Genomic DNA, 16564 nt, shown 5'->3' with positions numbered 1-16564 from the left:
CACCTGTACGCATCGCTACTTGCTGACGGCGAAACGCATCAGGGCGTGTTCGTCGCCCTGCTTGACCTTGCCCGTCACGTTGATCACCTCGAGTTTCCAACTGCCGCCGACCCGCAGGGCCTTCGCCACGGCGCAGCCGTTGTCCTGAGTGAGCAGGCTCGGCCAGATGTCGGCGACCTGCTGGGAGGTGCCGCCGGTCGCGTCATAGACCTTGAAGCTGATGTTGCGCGCCTTCTGGAAGGAGCTGCCCTTCTTGTAGGCCGCGGCGACGAACACGATCGACGTGATGTTGGCCGGTATCCGGGCGAACTCGACGGTCACCGTCTCGTCGTCCCCGTCCCCGTGGCCGGTCTGGTTGTCACCGCTGTGCACCAGCGAGCCGTTGCCCATCGGGTCCAGCGAGTCGAGGCCCGCGAGACGCACCGGGTCCGTGCCCTGCATGGCGACGGCGATCAGGTCGAGGTCGGTGCCGGTCTTGCGGCGCAGCTTGCCCAGCACGCCGCCGCTGCTGCCGGCGGTGGGGTCCCAGGAGACCCCGATGGACAGACGGGTGACTCCGTCCAGGTCGGCCGGGCCGTCTTCCTTGGTGAGGGTGATCATGCGTGGCTCATCCTTATGTCAGAAGGGACTACAACCGCAGAGTCTGCCTGGTGGCTCCGCGGTTCCCGCATCGCGGTCGACGATGTGGGCGTCGTGGGCCCGACGGCGCTTTTGGACCTGTTCGGTGCGCAGTGCGGTCGCGGTACGCGCCGCTGCCGCCCGCCCCGCGGGCAGCAGCGCCCCCAGGTTCACGCGGCAAGGGAGCCAGGGCACGGCGATCCACCACGACCTGGCCTCGCTGACCTCGCGCGAACGTGAGGTCCTGGGTCCGGTGGCCCGCGGACTGAGCAACGCCGCAGTGGCCGGCCGTCTGCACCTGGCCGAGACCACGGTCAAGACCCGTGTCTCCCGCGTACTCGGCAAGCTGCAACTGCGCGACCGCGTCCAGGCAGTGATCGCCGCCTACGAGACCGGGCTGGTCAGCGTGGGAGAGCGGGGGCCCGCGCAGCCCAGCGCCGGGCACCCGTGAGGCGGACCGGCGGTCGCCGATGGCGCGGCACCTCGTCGAAGCAGCGAATTCGCCGTCCCGCTGCGCGCCGGAGTCCGAAAATCCTATGCTGACGCCGAGGGTGGCAACGACCTGGGGAGATGCCTGATGAGCGCAGCAGGCAAAGGCACGTCGGCATGGAAGTCCGGGGTCAAGCGGCTCCTGGGGCGCACGGGATTCGACATCGTGCGCAGCGGCAACAACCTGGGGGGCGTCGACGACTTCATCCCCTTCGAGGCGACGATGCGGGCCGCCCGGGCGTCCGGTCTGTCGGTCGGCGACCACATCGACGCGGTGATGAACGGGACGCCAGGCGCCACCCAGTCCACGATCGACGAACTACGCGCTCTCGGAGTCTTCGCCGCCGGCCCCGCGACGGTGCTGGAGATCGGCCCCGGGTCCGGACGGTATCTGGAGAAGACGCTGAAGGAGTGCGCGCCGGACCGCTACGAGATCTACGAGACGGCGGCGCCCTGGGCCGACTACCTGGTGAACACGTTCGGCGTGATCGCTCTGCCGACCGCGGGATCCAGTCTCGCGCCGACACCCGACGGCAGCGTCGACCTCGTTCAGGCGCACAAGGTCTTCAACACCGTGACCTTCCTCTGCGCCGCCCGCTACTTCTTCGAGATGGCACGTGTCACGAGGCCCGGTGGCCGCATCGTCTTCGACGTCATGACCGAGACCTGCCTGGACCCGGCCGCGGTGCGCACCTGGGCGACGCAGGGCGGGACGGGACACGGCTCCTTCCCGGCGGCCATGCCGCGCGGGATGTGCGTGGACCTCTTCGCGTCCCTCGGCTGCGGCCTGGAGGCCGGCTTCCTGGCCCCGATGGGCGTCGCCTCCACGGAGGTACTCGTGTTCCGCAAGGCGGCCTGACCAGCCCTGCGGGCGCGTCGACCCACTGAACACGCACATCACGAGCGGCTTCCGATCTCCCGCCCATGGGCCGGACAGGGAAAGCCGATTTCCGTGCGGTTCCGTGCGGCTCCGGTCGGCGGCGCGGGCTCCGCGGGTCAGCCATAGGGGTGGCGTCGCGGAAAGGCCGACCAGGGTGACAGCGAGGAGCCGGGGGTGCCGACGCGCGTGGACGGCCCTGCGGCTCAACACGGCCGGCTAGAGCCAGCCGTTGCGTTTGAAGCCGCGGTGGATGACGACACAGGCGGCGGCCATGACGGCGAGGGCGAGGGGGTAGCCGAAGCGCCAGCGCAGCTCGGGCATGTGGTCGAAGTTCATGCCGTAGACGCCGCACACCATGGTGGGTACGGCGATGATCGCGGCCCAGGCGGTGATCTTGCGCATGTCCTCGTTCTGGGCGACGGTGACCTGCGCCAGGTGGGCCTGGAGAATCGAGTCGAGCAGGGCGTCGAAGGCGGCGATCTGTTCGGTGACGCGCAGGAGATGGCCGGCGACGTTACGGAAGTACGCCTGTATCTCCGGGTCGACGCGGCTCCTCGGATCGGTGGCGAGCCGGTCGAGGGGGCGGGCGAGCGGGACGACGGCACGCTTGAATTCGAGGAGCTCGCGTTTGAGCTGGTAGATCCGGCCGGCGTCGGCGGTTCGGGGGCTGAGCGGGGAGAAGACGTCGGTCTCGGCCTGCTCGATGTCGTTGTGGACCGCGTCCGCGACGGCGACGTAGTCGTCCACGACGTGGTCGGCGATGGCGTGCAGGACGGCGGAGGGGCCCTTGGCCAGTTGCTGCGGGTCCGCCTCGAGGTCCTCCCGCAGGGGTCCGAGGGAGCCGTGCCGGCCGTGGCGGACGGTCACGACGAAGTCGGGCCCGGTGAAAACCATGATCGATCCGGTGTCGACGACCTCACTGGACGCGGTCAGCTCGGTGTGTTCGACGTAGGTGACGGTGTTGAACACGGCGAACAGGACCTCACCGTACTGCTCGACCTTGGGGCGCTGGTGGGCGTGGACGGCGTCCTCCGCGGCGAGCGGATGCAGACCGAAGAGCTCCGCGGCTCCGGCGAATTCCTCCGCGCTCGGTTCGTGCAGGCCCAGCCAGACGAATCCGCCCCGGTGCCTGCGGGTGTACCGCACCGCCTCCTCCACGGAGCCGGCCGACGGCCGGCGGACTCCGTCGTGGTAGACGACGCAGTTGACGACGGCCGAGCCGAGCGGGGATCGGGCCGGATGGCTGAGGTCCACGCGCCGTCGGCTGCGCCGCGCCAGGTTCGCGACTTTGCGCAGGTGGGCGACCATCGACATGCGGGACCTCTTTCACCGGGGTGCGGACAGTGTGCCAAACACCCGCGAGCCGCAAGTGAACCGGACCGGCGGAACGCCCGGCCCGAGCAGGGACTCGGACGTTCCGGCGGCCTGCCGGGCGCCATGACGCCGGGCAGGCCGCGACTTCGCGTCAGACGGCCACGGCGGTCAGGGCCTCGGCCCCGCCCCCTCCCTCGGCACCCTCGGACCTCTCGACTTCCTCGGCCTCCTCGGCTTCCTCGAGGAGGCCGACGAGGGTCGCTCGCGCCCGGGCCACCCGCGAGCGGATCGTCCCTACCGGGCAGCCGCCGGCCTCGGCCGCCTCCGCGTAGGGCAGGCCCGCCAACTGCGTGAGGACGAACGCCTCCCGGCGCTCGGCGGGCAGCGCGTCCAGCAGGTCGAGAAGGGCCACGCCGTCGTCGAAGCCGGGCAGGCCGGCGGGCTGGGCGCGCTCGGCCCAGAGCGTCCAGTCGTCCACGTCGGCCCGCCGCGGCCGGGCGGCGGCGTGGCGCAGACTGTCGACGACCGTGCGGCGTGCGATGGACAGCAGCCAGGTGCGTGCGGAGGAGCGCCCCTCGAACCGGTGCAGGCTGCCGAGTGCCCGCAGGAACGTGTCCTGCGCGAGGTCGTCGGCCAGCTGGCGGTCTGCGGACAGGTACGTGACGTAGCGGACGACGTCCGGACGCAGGGCCCGCACGAACCGGTCGACGGCGTCGCGATCGCCGGTGCGCGCGGCGAGCGCCCAGCCGGTGGCCGCGTCGTCGGGCGGCGTGGTCCCGACGTGCCGACCGGACGCCGTGTGCCCCGTGTCGCGCTGCCCGGACGGCGCCGGGAGCAGGGGGAGAACGGGAGTGATCACCTGAAGTCCTTCTCGGGTGGTCCGGGACGACCGGCGCGAGGCGGCACGAGGCGGCACGGCACGCCACGGCATCCGGGCGGGTGCCCGGAGGGACGTGCACGCCGTGCGGTCCCGCCGCCGCGGAAGGTCCCGGGACAGGGGGGAGAGGGGAACGGGGCGAGGACGTACGACGTGTGCACGCCCCGTGCCCGAAGCCTCGGAGCCGGCGGCCGCGACGGACACGGCGCCGGCAGGACGGCTTCGGGAAGCCGGCTGTCTCAGACGACAGCGGTCCCGGCCGGGGGCCCCCGGGAGATGATCGTGTGCGTGAGCGTCAGCCGCGGGATCCGCTCGGCGCGCTCGCGCGTCGGCCGCAGGCGGGGCCGGCGCGGCACGGCGGGCAGCGCCGCGAACGGGAGGAAGAGCGGGACGGCGAGCCGTCCGGCGACGGCGCGCAGGAGCCGGAACGCGGCCCGCTCGCCGTGGGCCAGCCACAGACCGGTCAGCAGGGCGGCCAGCGTGTGGGCGGCGAGCATGCCCAGCGACGACATGCCGCCGGCGCCGTGTGCGAGGTGGCCGAGGTGCTCGGCGTGCGCCGCGTGCCCCGGGTACGGGGAGCCCGCGGAACCCAGGGAGCCCATGCCCATCGCGCCCATGTCCATCGTGTTCATGGACATCGAGCCCGCGGACACCGAACCGGCGGACATCGAGCCCGCGGACACCGAACCCGTCGACATGCCGCTCATGTCGGGTGCCGCGGAAGCGTTCGCGGACGCCGGCGCCGCCGTCAGGCCCCACGAGAAGGCCGAGTGGAGCGCCCCCTGCGCGACGACCACGACGGAGACCACCAGCGGGAGCCGGCGCTCACGGCCCGCCAGACTCCAGCCGACGCCGCTCGTGGCGGCGAAGCCGGCGGACATCGTCCACCACGGCACGGCGGAGCCCGACATGAGGACGTGTCCGAGGGCGGCGAGCAGCACACAGACGGCCGCGAACACCGCGACGCGTACCGTGCGCACACCCCATCCAGCAGTCATGACGGCCTCATCCTCGCATCCGGACTCCGCTCGTCGCGGGTGGATGCGCACAACGCCCTGAGCGTTCGCGCACTGCGAGACCGGCGCGCGCGGGGGGGCGTAAGGTCCGATGATGAGGGAGTAACTCCTGACCGCGCTCCCTGGCCCTGCGTTCCGGGGAAGGTGAGAACGTGGCGGACACCTCCGCCGAAGGCCGCCGTGCCGACCCGGGTCCGGAACTGCTGGAGCCGGTGCTGGTCGAACTCGCGCGGCGGACCGGCGCCTCCGTGACAGCCGTCTATCTGCTGCAGGAGGACCAGCCCGTCCTGCGGCTGACCGCGCTGGGCGGGGCTCCGTGGGAGATCTCGATGCCCTGGGCACGGGTGGTGCTGGACGCCGTCTCGCCGGTCTCCGACGCCGTCCGGGAGCGGCGCCTGGTGTGGGTGGGCGGGCAGGAGGAGATGGCGCGCCGCTACCCGCGGCTGGCGCTCGTCGTGCCGTACCGCTTCGCGCTGGCCGCCGCCCCCGTGGCCACCGGCGCCGAAACCTGGGGCGGTCTGGTGCTGCACTGGCCCGCCTCGCACCCGCCGGAGCTGAGCCCGCACGAGCGGGAGGCCATCACCGGCGCGTGTCACCGGCTGGGCCTGATCCTGCGGCACGCCGCCGAGAAGGGCCGGCCGGTGCGGCCCGGTGCGGAACCGCTGATGCTGCCGCCGCCGCGGGCCCGCACCACGGAACGGGCCGAGGCGCAGGCCGCGGTCGACTTCGTCGAGCGCATCCCCGGCGGCTGCTGCTCACTGGGCGTGGACGGCCGTATCGCCTTCGTGAGCACCAGGGCCGCCGAACTGCTCGGCGCCGACATCGAGGCCCTGCTCGGCACGAAGCCGTGGGAGGCCCTGCCCTGGCTGGACGAGCCGACCGCCGAGGACGGTTACCGGGCGGCAGTGCTCAGCCGTGAGCCGGTGTCCTTCACCGCCCTGCGCCCGCCGGACCGGTGGCTGTCGTTCCGGCTCACCCCGGACGGGTCGGGCATCAGCGTGCACATCGTGCCCACCCATTCGGCGCACGTCCACGCGCCGGTCTTCGACCCGCCCCGACAGGAGGCGGGCGCGTCCACGGCTCCCGGACGGGCCGCCACCCTGTACCACCTGATGCATCTGGCCGCCACGCTCACCGAGGCGGTCGGCGTGCGGGACGTGGTCGACCAGGTCGCGAACCAGATGCTGCCCGCCTTCGGCGCGGAGGCGCTCGCCCTGATGACCGCCGAGGACGGCAGGCTGCGGATCATCGGCTACCGCGGCTATCCCGCGGACGTCATGGAACGCTTCGACGCCGAACCGCTCACCTCCGCCACCCCGGCCGTGCGCACCCTGGCGACGGGCGTGCCCGCCTTCTTCGGCGACTTCGCCGAGCTCAAGCGCGCCTACCCGCCCGCGGTGCTGCAGGACGGCATGGGAGCCTGGGCCTTCCTGCCGCTGATCACCTCCGGCCACCCCGTCGGTTCCCTGGTGCTCGCCTACCGCCGGCCCCGTGCCTTCGCCCCCGAGGAGCGCGCCGTCCTCACCTCCACCGCCGGACTGATCGCGCAGGCCCTCGACCGCGCCCGCCTGTACGACACCAAGCACCAACTCGCGCACGACCTGCAGGCCGCCCTGCTCCCCCACGCCCTGCCCGGCGTCCCCGGCCTGGAGGTGGCCGCCCGCTATCTCCCCGCCACCCGCGGCATGGACGTCGGCGGCGACTTCTACGACCTGATCCGCCTCGACGCCACCACCGCAGCCGCGGCCATCGGCGACGTCCAGGGTCACAACATGACGGCCGCCGCCCTGATGGGGCAGGTCCGCACCGCCGTCCACGCCACCGCGGGCGCGCCACCGGACGAGGTCCTCGCCCGCACCAACCGGCTGCTCACCGATCTCGACCCCGGGCTGTTCACCAGCTGTCTCTACGCCCACATCGATCTCACCGAGCGGCGCGCGTGCCTGGCCACCGCCGGGCACCCGCCCCCCGTGCTGCGCCGTCCCGACGGCGGCACCGAGATCCTTCAGCTGCCGCCGGGTCTGCTGCTGGGCATCGATCCCGACGCGCCCTACTCGTCCACCGAGGTCCCGCTGCCGCCCGGTTCGGTGCTTGCCTTCTACACCGACGGGCTCGTCGAGGCGCCCGGGGTGGACCTCGGGGACGCCGTCGCCGCCCTCGCCCGCCAGCTGGAGCGTGCCGGGCCGGGCACCCTGGACGCCCTCGCCGACACGCTCATCCAGCACGCCCGACGCTCGGCGCCCCGCAGCGACGACATCGCCCTCCTGCTCATCCGCCCCACCGGGCGGCCCTGAGTCCGTGCTCAGGCCAGGGTCACCTCGACCGGCAGCTTCTTGATGCCGTTGACGAAGTTGGAACGGACCCGGGGGACGTCGCCGGCCAGCCGGATGTCGGCGATCCGCGGGACGAGCTCCTCGAACATGATGCGGATCTCGGTGCGGGCGAGCAGGTTGCCCAGGCACAGGTGGGGGCTGCCCTTGCCGAAGGTGACGTGGTCGTTGTGCGGCCGCGCGACGTCGAAGTCGTACGGGTCGCCGAAGACGGCCTCGTCGCGGTTGCCGGAGGCGTACCACATGACGACCTTGTCGCCCTCCTTGATGTGCTTGCCGCCGAGTTCGACGTCCCGGGTGGCGGTGCGGCGGAAGTGGTACACCGGGGAGGCCCAGCGCAGGAACTCCTCGACCGCCGTCGGGATCAGCGAGGGGTCGTCCCGCAGCCTGGCGAGCTGGTCGGGGTGCTGGAGCAGGGCCAGCATGGAGTGGGAGATGGTGTGGCGGGTGGTCTCGTTGCCGGCCACCACCAGCAGCAGGAAGTAGTTGTCGAAGTCCTGGGCGGAGAGCGGGATCCCGTCGCGCGGAGTGGTGTTGACGAGCTTGGACACCAGGTCCTGGCCGTCGCCGCCGCGCCGCCGCCGGGCCAGCTCGCGGCCGTACTCGAAGACCTCGAGCGAGGCGGGTGAACGGAACGGCAGATCGCGGTACTTCTCGCTCTCCGCGCTGTGCAGGAGGACGTCGGCGTAGTCCGGGTCGGTGTTGCCGATGATGCGGTTGCCCCAGTCGATGAGCTGCTGGTTGTCCTCCGGCGGCACGTCGAGGAGCCGGGCGAGCACGTTGATGGGGAAGTCGGCGGAGACGTCGGCGACGAAGTCGAAGGAGCCCTTGGCCAGGGCCGCGTCCAGGGTCCTCGCGGTCAGGCCGCGCAGGAAGTCGCTGTAGCTGTTGATGACGCCGGCGCCGAACTGGCGCTGGATGACGCTGCGCAGGGCGCGGTGGCGGACGCCGTCCATCTCCAGGATCGAGGCGCGCTTCTTGATCTGGTCCTCGTCGACCTCCTCCAGGTTGACGAAGCGGGTGGAGGTGAAGGTGTCGGCGTCGCGGTCGACGCGGGCGATGTCGGCGTGCCGGGTGACCGCCCAGAAGCCGGAGTTGGGGACCTCCTCGGGCTGCCAGTGGACCGGGTCCTCGTGGCGCAGGGTGTGGAACATCCGCCACGGGGTGACGCCGTCCGCGAAGTTGTCGAGGTCGGCGAGATCCACCCGGTCCAGCGGCAGGGGCTCTTCGAGGGCGTCGCGCAGCTCCGCCCGGCTGGTGGGGACGGCGGCGGTGGGGCTGTTCATCGGGTGATCTCCTGTGCGGGGCGAAGCGGGCGGGGCGGGGCGAAGCGGGCGGGGCGGAGCTGGCGGGGCGGGCGGAGCGGCCCGGGCTGTGGCCGGTCGCGGGCTCGGACCGTCGGTCGGGCACAGGCCCGAGCCGGCCGGCCGGGTCACAGGTGGTAGGCGTACTCGGTGAACTCCCAGTCGGTGACGTGCCGGCCGAACCGCTCGGCCTCGTTGCGCTTGTAGGTGAGGAAGGAGGACGTGAAGTCCTTGCCGAGGACGTCGGTGAAGGCGGTGTCCGTCTCCAGCGCGTCGAGCGCCTCCGGCAGGCTCGTGGGCAGCAGGGCGGAGCGGGCGGTGTCGTATCCGTAACCCTCCAGCGGGGCGGCCGGCTCCTCGCCCGCCCGGATGCCGAGCAGGGCGGCGGCGATCGTGCCCGCGACGAGCAGGTAGGGGTTGGCGCCCGCGTCGCCGAGGCGCAGTTCGAGCCGGGCGCCGCTGCCGCGCTCCGGCGGGATGCGGACCATGGCGCTGCGGTTGTCGAGGCCCCAGTCGATCAGCCACGGCGCGAGGGTGTCGGGGCCGAACCGCTTGTACGAGTTCACGGTGGGGTTGGCCAGCGCCGCGAGGGCCGGTGCGTGGGCGAGGATGCCCGCGACGGCGTGCCGGGCCGTGGTGGAGAGGCCGTGGGCGCCGGCCGGGTCGTCGAAGGCGTTGCGGCCGGCGGCGTCGTCGCAGGAGAGGTGGAGGTGGAAGCCGGAGCCTCCCGCGTCGCCGAAGGGCTTGGCCATGAAGGTGGCCAGTCTGCCCTCCTGGCGGGCCAGTTCCTTGACCGCGGCCTTGAAGCGGAAGGCGCGGTCGGCCGCGTCCAGGGCGTCGGAGTGGGTCAGGTTGATCTCGATCTGGCCGCCGTCGAACTCGTGGTTGCCGTTGGTGACGCCCACACCGAGATCGCGCAGCTGGCGCAGGGTGCGCAGCAGATGGTTGGCGGGGTCGGCGCGCAGGCCGGCGGTGTAGACGGCGCCGGTCGTCTCCGGGGCGCGGCGCCAGCCGGTGGGGGTGCCCGGGGCCGGTTCGAGGAGGAAGTACTCCAGTTCGGGGCCGACGACGGGTCGCAGTCCCTGCTCGGCGCAGTGGGCCAGGACGGTGCGCAGCAGGTCTCGCGGGGATTCCGCGGCCGGTTCCCCGGTCGCCGGGTCGCTGACCTCGCCGAGGCAGGCGGCGACGCCGGGTTCCCAGGGCAGCGGGACGGCCGTGGACAGGTCGGGGCGTACGCAGACGTCCGGCAGTCCGGCGTCGAGGCCGCCCGGCACGGGGACCACGTCGCCCTGGGGGGAGGTGTGGTAGACGGCGCGGCAGAAGGCCAGGCCGTGCTCGTAGGCCGAGGGCAGATGGTCCAGCAGGACGTCGCGGGCACGGTCGGTGCCCATCAGGTCGGGGTACTGCACCCGGACCACGTCGACGCCCTCGGCGGCAAGCCGCTCCATGTGCCGGCGGATGTCTGGGCTGTCGGATGCGCTCACCGGGTTCTCCTAGGGCGGAAAGGCGGGGCTCCCCCGGGGGGCGTCGGCCGGACGGGGGGCGCACAGGAGGCGGGTCCGGGGCCGGGAGGGAGCGGGAGGACGGTCCCGGGCGAACCCCCGGGAACCATTCGTTTGATCCCGAACGGTAAGGAAGGTAGTCGCGACCCCGCAAGGGGGCGGTGCAAAAAATAATCCATCTGGACAGGTATTGACCAGGGGGCGACGGCTTCCTATGTTGTTTGACGCCAAACGAGTCAGGGCGGCACTCTCCCGCCTCCCTGTGGCAACGGGGCCCGGCCCTCACCGGACGCCTGTGGCCCGCGGGCCGGGCCCTCCCACCTCCTCCCCTTCCGCTCCGACGCGCTCACCCCTCAGGAGGACCGCCTTGAAGGTCGTCGTCGACATGAACAAGTGCCAGGACCACGGCCAGTGCGTCTTCGCCGCCCCGGACGTCTTCTCGCTGGACGACGGCGGACGGCTCGCCTACGTCCCCGACGCCGACGACGCTCTGCGCGACGAGGTCGAGGAAGCCGCCGACGTCTGCCCCCTGCAGGCCATCCGGATCGAGGGCTGAGTCCATGACCCGGACGATTGTCGTCGCGGGCGGCTCGATGGGCGGACTGCGCGCCGCCGAGCAGCTGCGCACGGCGGGCTGGACCGGGTCCGTCACCGTCGTCGGCGACGAGCCCCACATGCCCTACAACCGGCCTCCGCTGTCCAAGGACGTGCTGGCCGGCACGACGCCGTTCGCGTCGCTTGCCTTCACCCCGAAGGCGGCCGCGGCCGACGTGCAGTGGCGGCTCGGCACGAAGGTCGTCGCCGCCCGGCTCGACGAACGGACCGTCACCCTCGACGACGGCCACACGCTGTCCTACGACGGACTGGTCGTCGCCACCGGGATGCGGCCGAGACGGCTGCGCTGCCCCGGACCCCTCGTCGGCCGCCACACCGTCCGCACACTGGACGACGCGAAGGGCCTGCGATCCGAGCTGACCCGGCCCGGAGTCCGGCTGGTCGTGGTCGGCGCGGGATTCATCGGCTGCGAGGTGGCCGCCACCGCCGTCCGTCTCGGCGTGGCCGAGGTGACCGTCGTCGACCCGCTGCCCCTGCCCATGGCCGGCCCGCTCGGCGAACTGCTCGGCCGTGCGCTGCTGAAGCGGCACGAGGAGCGCGGCGTGCGCTTCGCACTGGGCACGGCAGTGGCCGGTTTCCGGGGCGAGGAGCGGGTGAACGGCGTCGTCCTCGGCGACGGCCGCGTGCTGCCCGCCGACGTGGTGGTCGAGTCGGTCGGCTCGGTCGCCAACGTGGAATGGCTCGAAGGCAACGGCCTCGACCTCGTCGACGGCGTCCTGACCGACGATCGGCTGCGGGCCGGCGGCCGGCCCGACGTGGTCGCCGTCGGCGACGTGGCCCGGTTCCCCAACGCCCGCTACGACGGCGTGCCCCGCCGCGTCGAACACTGGTCGATCCCCACCGACACCGCCAGGCACGCCGCGAAGACCCTGGTCGCCGGTCTCACCGGCGCCGACGCCGGGCCCGGCCCCTTCGCTCCACTGCCCACCTTCTGGAGCGACCAGCACGACTTCCGGCTGCAGTCCTTCGGAGCGCCCGCTCTCGGCACGGACGACGTACGCGTCCTGGACGGCGACCCCGAGGGGGACGTCCTGGTCGGCTACCACACCGGCGGCCTGCTGGTCGGCGTCGTCGCCCTCGGCGGTCCGGCCACCGCGACGGCCGCCGCCCGCTACCGCGCCCAGTTGCTGAAGTCGCCCGCCCTCACCCCGTAAGGAAGCCCGTCATGTCCCCTGTCCGTGGTTACTTCCACCCCAAGACGGCGAGCGGCGCGTCGTCGCTGATCCCGTCGCCGCCGTGGCGCTACTCCGGCGACCTGCTCACCGTCGAGTACCGCACCGATCCGGCAAGAGTGCGCGAACTGCTTCCCGAGCCGCTGGAACTCGCCGACGAGGACCCGGGCGCGGTGGCGTTGATCTGGGCCGACTGGCAGTCCTGCGCCGCCTCCGGCGACGAGCTGCTCGACCCGGTGCTCTCCCAGTACAAGGAGGCGTTCGCGGTCGTCCGCTGCCGGTACCAGGGTCGGACCTACTCGCGGTGCGTCTACATCTGGGTCGACAAGGACTTCGCCATCGCCCGCGGGCTGCACCAGGGATATCCGAAGAAGCTCGGCTCGATCCACCAGACCCGCCCGCACCCCTACGGACCCGCCCCGCGCATCGAGGCGGGAGCCCGGTTCGGGGCGACGCTGGCCGCGGCGGACCGGCGGCTGGCCCAGGCGGTGGTGACGCTGCGCGAGCCGTCGCAGGCGAACGGGTTCGTCAACGCACACCCCATGGCCCATCACCGCTGGCTGCCCTCGATCGAGAAGGGGAAGGGCCTGGCCCTCGACGAGCTGATCGAGACCGGTGCGGCGTCCTTCGAGGCGGGTCCCGCGTGGGCCGGGGAGGCCGAACTCGAGCTGTTCGAGGCGCCCACGGAAGAACTGGCCCGGCTGGAGATCCGCGAGCCGATCGCCGCCTACTACCGGCAGGTCGGCGTCGTCTGGGACGGCGGCCGGCTGCTGGAGTCCGGTATGTCCGGCGCCGAGTGACCCCCTCACGCATCACAGAACCTGGAGACTGGACATGATCGAACACACCCTCACGGTGGCCGGGGTCACCGTCGACGCACGGCACTGGATCGGCGGCGAACGCGTCGCCTCCGCCGAGACGTTCACCGACGTCTCGCCCATCGACGGCCGCGCCATCGGCGAGATCGCGCGCGGCACCCCGGTGGAGGCCGCCGCCGCCGTGGCCGCCGCCAAGGCCGCCTTCCCCGCCTGGGCGGCCACCCCGCGCGCCGAACGCGCCCGCATCCTGCACGCCGTCGCCGACGGCGTGGAGAAGCGGCTCGAGGAGCTGGCGATCGTCGAGACCACCGACAACGGGGCCCTGCTGCGCTCGCACCGCCGCGGGGTGATGCCCCGGGTGGCGCACAACTTCCGCTTCTTCGCCGACTGGCTGCTGAAGCTGGAGCACGAGGACTTCGACACCCGGGGCCACCGCAACCACGTCTCCTGGGACCCGGCGGGCCCGAGTGTGCTGATCACCCCGTGGAACGCCCCGCTCATGCTCGCCACCTGGAAGGTCGCCCCGGCCCTCGCGGCCGGCAACACCGTCGTCCTCAAGCCCGCCGAGTGGTCCCCGCTGACCGCGTCCCTGCTCGCGGACATCGCCGCCGAGGCCGGGCTGCCGGCCGGAGTGCTGAACGTGGTCCAGGGCTACGGCTCCGAGATCGGCGACGCGCTCACCTCCCACCCGGACGTCCGCCGCATCAGCTTCACCGGATCCGTCCCGACGGCCCGGCGGATCGCCGCGTCGGCCGCCGCCCACCTCACCCCGCTCAGCCTCGAACTCGGCGGCAAGTCACCGCTGCTGGTGTTCGCCGACGCCGACCTCGACCTCGCCGTGGACCTGGCGGTGGAGCAGTACGACAACGCCGGCCAGGTCTGCCTGGCCGCCACCCGGTTCCTGGTCGAGGAGTCGGTAGCCGAGGAGTTCACCCGGCGGTTCGCCGAGAAGGCCGGGCAGCTCACCCAGGGCGACCCCCGCGACGAGGCCACCGACATCGGGCCCAACATCCACACACGTCAACTGGAGAAGATCGACGGCTTCGTGCGGCGGGCCATCGCGTCCGGGGCACGCGCGGTCGTCGGTGGGCACCGCAAGGACGGCCAGTACTACGCGCCGACGCTGCTCACCGACGTGGCCCAGGACTCGGAGATCGTCCAGGAAGAGGTCTTCGGACCCGTCCTCACGCTCCAGACCTTCACCACCGAGGACGAAGCCGTCCGGCTCGCCAACGACACCCGCTTCGGCCTGGCGGCCACCCTCGTCACCGGCGACCGCGAGCGCGCGGAGCGCGTCACGGCACGACTGGTCGCGGGCACGGTCTGGGTGAACTGCTTCTTCGTCCGCGACCTGCAGGCGCCCTTCGGCGGCTCCCGTCAGTCCGGCGTCGGCCGCGAGGGCGGCTCCTGGAGCTTCGACTTCTACTGCGACCTGAAGAACACCGTGACCGCGCCGAACGGATGGAGCCCGGACCATGGGTGAGATCGTCGGGGCGGGTCTGCTCGCCCACGTCCCCACCATCGTGCTCCCCGAGCAGGAACGGCTGGAGCTCAACCAGGGCAAGGAGATCACCCTCGTCACCGGGCTGCGGCAACTGCGCGAGGACGTCTTCGCCCGCGACGACTACGACACCGTCGTCGTCCTGGACTCCCACTGGGCCACCACCGTCGAGTTCGTCGTCACCGCCCAGCACCGCCGCGCCGGGCTGTTCACCTCCGAGGAACTGCCGCGCGGAATGTGCCGGATGCCGTACGACTTCCCCGGTGATCCCGAACTGGCCGGGAACATCGCGAAGTTCGCGGACCGGCACGGCACCTGGATCACCGCGATCGAGGACGACTACCTGCCGATCTACTACGCCACGATCAACCTCTGGAAGTTCCTCGGCGAGGGGCTGCCCGACAAGCGGTGGGTGACCATCGGGGTGTGCCAGACCGGTGACATGGAGGACCATCTGCGACTCGGCCGCGCCCTGGCCGACGGCATCGCCGCCACCCCGGGCCGCCGTGTCCTGCTCATCGCGTCCGGCGCCCTCTCGCACACCTTCTGGCCGCTGCGCGAACTGCGCGACCACGAGGCCGGCGACCTGGTGCACATCCGTACGCCCGAGGCCCGCGAGGCCGACCACGAGCGCATCGCCTGGTTCAAGGAGGGCCGCCACGACAAGGTCCTCGACACGATGGACGAGTTCTGGAAGTACCGGCCGGAGGCGAAGTTCTTCCACTACCTGATGATGGCCGGCGCCCTCGGCGAGCAGGCCTGCGTCGCGACCGCCCGCCAGTACGGCGAGTACGAGAACTCGATCGGCACCGGACAGGTGCACCTCTGGTTCGACCGCCCGTCCGACGGCTGGACCGGCACGGCTCCGGCCGCGGCCGGACCGGCGCACACCCCGCCCGGCGGCCTCCCGGACAGCCGTCCCGCCGCCGGCCGCACCCCGCACAGCCGCCCCTAGGAGCCCCGCCATGCCCGAGTACCGCCGCATCCTCCTCGACGGCGCCGCCGTCCAGGTCACCGTCGACGGGGACGAACTCGTCGCCGGCGACGGCCGTCGCGTCAAGACCGAGGAGGCGCAGCACCTGCCACCGGTGGTGCCGTCGAAGGTGATCGCCGTCCATCTCAACCACCGAAGCCGCGTGGACGAGTTCGGGATCGACCTCCCGGCCACCCCCACGTACTTCCACAAGCCGACCTCCTCCCTGAACTCCCACCGGGGCGCGATCGTCCGCCCGGAGGGCTGCAAGTGGCTCAACTACGAGGGCGAGGTCGCCATCGTGATCGGCAGGACCGCGCGCAACATCTCGCCCGCCGAGGCCGGGGAGTTCATCGCCGGATACACCGTCGCCAACGACTACGGTCTGCACGACTTCCGCGACACCGACGCCGGCTCCATGCTCCGGGTGAAGGGCTCCGACACCCTGTGCCCGCTCGGGCCGGGACTGGTCACCGACTGGGACTTCCACGGAAAGCGGCTGCGCACGTACGTCAACGGCGAGGTCGTGCAGGACGGTTCGACCGACGAGATGCAGTGGGACATGCACTACCTGGTCGCCGACATCGCCCGCACGATCACCCTCTACCCGGGCGACGTGCTGTTGTCGGGCACCCCGGCCAACTCGCGGCCCGTGCGGCCCGGCGACGTCGTGGAGGTGGAGGTGGAGGGCCTCGGGCGGCTCACCAACCACGTCGTGACCGGCCCGACCGCGGTCCGCGCCGACGTCGGCGCCCAGCCCACCGAGTCCGAGGAGGTGCTGTCCACCGCGCTCGGCGGCGACTGGGAGTTCCGCGGCGTCCGCCCGCCCCGGCGATGACACCCGCGAGGGGCGCTGCCGGGCCGGCGGGCAGGGTCACGGCATGACCGACTCCGCGGACGCCCCGACGGGCCACCGGCCGAGGAAGCGACTGCACGGCGGCGAGGGGCGCGAGGCCCTGCTGAAGGCCTCCGTGCGCGGGGCGGCGCGGGGCGGACTGCGCAGGCTCACCCACCGGGCCGTCGTGGAGGAGGCCGGGTCACCCACGGTCCGGCCGTGCACCGCTTCGGTTCCCGCGACGCGCTGATCGAGGCGGCCCTCGTCCACGCGGAGCCCTCCGGCCGCGCGCGGCCATCCGACCCACATGGTCATCCGGC

At 72.5% G+C, this 16564-nt stretch carries 14 protein-coding genes and 2 pseudogenes; 10 read left to right on the top strand and 6 right to left on the bottom strand.

The genetic code is table 11. The features are described 5' to 3' along the window. Nucleotides 1–15: 15 nt before the first annotated feature. Complete coding sequence (locus tag C6376_RS35415) at nt 16–600, bottom strand: TerD family protein (RefSeq protein WP_107447156.1); 585 nt, start codon at nt 598–600, stop codon at nt 16–18. A gap of 211 nt (nt 601–811) precedes the next feature. Between C6376_RS35415 and C6376_RS45795 the strand changes: the two are divergent. Both C6376_RS45795 and C6376_RS35405 read left to right on the top strand, forming a co-directional pair. Continuing rightward, nucleotides 812–1069 (top strand): annotated as a pseudogene (locus tag C6376_RS45795) (response regulator transcription factor); the annotation flags it as partial. A gap of 126 nt (nt 1070–1195) precedes the next feature. After that, entirely contained in the window at nt 1196–1966 is a 771-nt protein-coding gene (locus tag C6376_RS35405; RefSeq protein ID WP_107447154.1) for a methyltransferase domain-containing protein, read from the top strand. Nucleotides 1967–2203: 237 nt separating this feature from the next. Here the strand turns inward: C6376_RS35405 and C6376_RS35400 are convergent, their stop codons facing one another. The 3 genes from C6376_RS35400 to C6376_RS35390 form a co-directional block, all read right to left on the bottom strand. Beyond that, nucleotides 2204–3301, bottom strand: a complete 1098-nt coding sequence (locus C6376_RS35400) for a magnesium and cobalt transport protein CorA (RefSeq protein ID WP_107447153.1) — start codon at nt 3299–3301, stop codon at nt 2204–2206. A 151-nt stretch (nt 3302–3452) separates the two neighbouring features. Further along, nucleotides 3453–4160, bottom strand: coding sequence for a sigma-70 family RNA polymerase sigma factor (locus C6376_RS35395; RefSeq protein WP_254076191.1), 708 nt, complete (start codon nt 4158–4160; stop codon nt 3453–3455). Between the two features lie 257 nt (nt 4161–4417). Continuing rightward, nucleotides 4418–5176, bottom strand: coding sequence for a hypothetical protein (locus C6376_RS35390; RefSeq protein ID WP_107447151.1), 759 nt, complete (start codon nt 5174–5176; stop codon nt 4418–4420). A 170-nt stretch (nt 5177–5346) separates the two neighbouring features. On the opposite strand from C6376_RS35390, the gene C6376_RS35385 reads away from it, so the two are divergent. Beyond that, nucleotides 5347–7488, top strand: coding sequence for a SpoIIE family protein phosphatase (locus C6376_RS35385; protein ID WP_107447150.1), 2142 nt, complete (start codon nt 5347–5349; stop codon nt 7486–7488). A gap of 8 nt (nt 7489–7496) precedes the next feature. On the opposite strand, the gene C6376_RS35380 is transcribed toward C6376_RS35385, so the two are convergent. Beyond that, nucleotides 7497–8810, bottom strand: coding sequence for a cytochrome P450 (locus C6376_RS35380; RefSeq protein WP_107447149.1), 1314 nt, complete (start codon nt 8808–8810; stop codon nt 7497–7499). Between the two features lie 146 nt (nt 8811–8956). After that, the gene (locus C6376_RS35375; RefSeq protein ID WP_107447148.1) at nt 8957–10312 is read right to left on the bottom strand and encodes a glutamine synthetase family protein; all 1356 of its coding nucleotides are present in this window, start codon (nt 10310–10312) and stop codon (nt 8957–8959) included. A gap of 385 nt (nt 10313–10697) precedes the next feature. Here C6376_RS35375 and C6376_RS35370 point away from each other — a divergent pair, with 385 nt between their 5' ends. The 7 genes and pseudogenes from C6376_RS35370 to C6376_RS35340 all read left to right on the top strand — a co-directional run. Beyond that, the gene (locus C6376_RS35370) at nt 10698–10886 is read left to right on the top strand and encodes a ferredoxin (RefSeq protein WP_107447147.1); all 189 of its coding nucleotides are present in this window, start codon (nt 10698–10700) and stop codon (nt 10884–10886) included. Nucleotides 10887–10890: 4 nt separating this feature from the next. Beyond that, nucleotides 10891–12099, top strand: coding sequence for an NAD(P)/FAD-dependent oxidoreductase (locus C6376_RS35365; RefSeq protein WP_107447146.1), 1209 nt, complete (start codon nt 10891–10893; stop codon nt 12097–12099). An 11-nt stretch (nt 12100–12110) separates the two neighbouring features. Next, nucleotides 12111–12917, top strand: coding sequence for an acetoacetate decarboxylase family protein (locus tag C6376_RS35360; RefSeq protein ID WP_107447145.1), 807 nt, complete (start codon nt 12111–12113; stop codon nt 12915–12917). 34 nt (nt 12918–12951) lie between these two features. Continuing rightward, entirely contained in the window at nt 12952–14418 is a 1467-nt protein-coding gene (locus C6376_RS35355) for an aldehyde dehydrogenase (RefSeq protein WP_107447144.1), read from the top strand. Beyond that, entirely contained in the window at nt 14411–15391 is a 981-nt protein-coding gene (locus tag C6376_RS35350) for a 3,4-dihydroxyphenylacetate 2,3-dioxygenase (protein ID WP_254076190.1), read from the top strand. The genes C6376_RS35355 and C6376_RS35350 overlap by 8 nt, the downstream gene beginning before the upstream one ends. Nucleotides 15392–15401: 10 nt before the next feature. Beyond that, entirely contained in the window at nt 15402–16247 is an 846-nt protein-coding gene (locus tag C6376_RS35345) for a fumarylacetoacetate hydrolase family protein (protein WP_107447143.1), read from the top strand. Nucleotides 16248–16290: 43 nt separating this feature from the next. After that, nucleotides 16291–16514 (top strand): annotated as a pseudogene (locus C6376_RS35340) (TetR family transcriptional regulator); the annotation flags it as partial. Between the last annotated feature and the right edge of the window lie 50 nt (nt 16515–16564).

Origin of the sequence: Streptomyces sp. P3 (genome assembly GCF_003032475.1) — a bacterium.
GTDB lineage: Bacteria > Actinomycetota > Actinomycetes > Streptomycetales > Streptomycetaceae > Streptomyces.
This window is presented reverse-complemented; position numbering and strand designations above follow the sequence as displayed.

Bases quoted from the DNA above. Each gene is read 5' to 3' on its own strand.
- C6376_RS35415 (WP_107447156.1), bottom strand. From the start codon at position 600: ATGATCACCCTCACCAAGGAAGACGGCCCGGCCGACCTGGACGGAGTC.
- C6376_RS35405 (WP_107447154.1), top strand. From the start codon at position 1,196: ATGAGCGCAGCAGGCAAAGGCACGTCGGCATGGAAGTCCGGGGTCAAG.
- C6376_RS35400 (WP_107447153.1), bottom strand. From the start codon at position 3,301: ATGTCGATGGTCGCCCACCTGCGCAAAGTCGCGAACCTGGCGCGGCGC.
- C6376_RS35390 (WP_107447151.1), bottom strand. From the start codon at position 5,176: ATGACTGCTGGATGGGGTGTGCGCACGGTACGCGTCGCGGTGTTCGCG.
- C6376_RS35380 (WP_107447149.1), bottom strand. From the start codon at position 8,810: ATGAACAGCCCCACCGCCGCCGTCCCCACCAGCCGGGCGGAGCTGCGC.
- C6376_RS35365 (WP_107447146.1), top strand. From the start codon at position 10,891: ATGACCCGGACGATTGTCGTCGCGGGCGGCTCGATGGGCGGACTGCGC.
- C6376_RS35360 (WP_107447145.1), top strand. From the start codon at position 12,111: ATGTCCCCTGTCCGTGGTTACTTCCACCCCAAGACGGCGAGCGGCGCG.
- C6376_RS35355 (WP_107447144.1), top strand. From the start codon at position 12,952: ATGATCGAACACACCCTCACGGTGGCCGGGGTCACCGTCGACGCACGG.
- C6376_RS35350 (WP_254076190.1), top strand. From the start codon at position 14,411: ATGGGTGAGATCGTCGGGGCGGGTCTGCTCGCCCACGTCCCCACCATC.
- C6376_RS35345 (WP_107447143.1), top strand. From the start codon at position 15,402: ATGCCCGAGTACCGCCGCATCCTCCTCGACGGCGCCGCCGTCCAGGTC.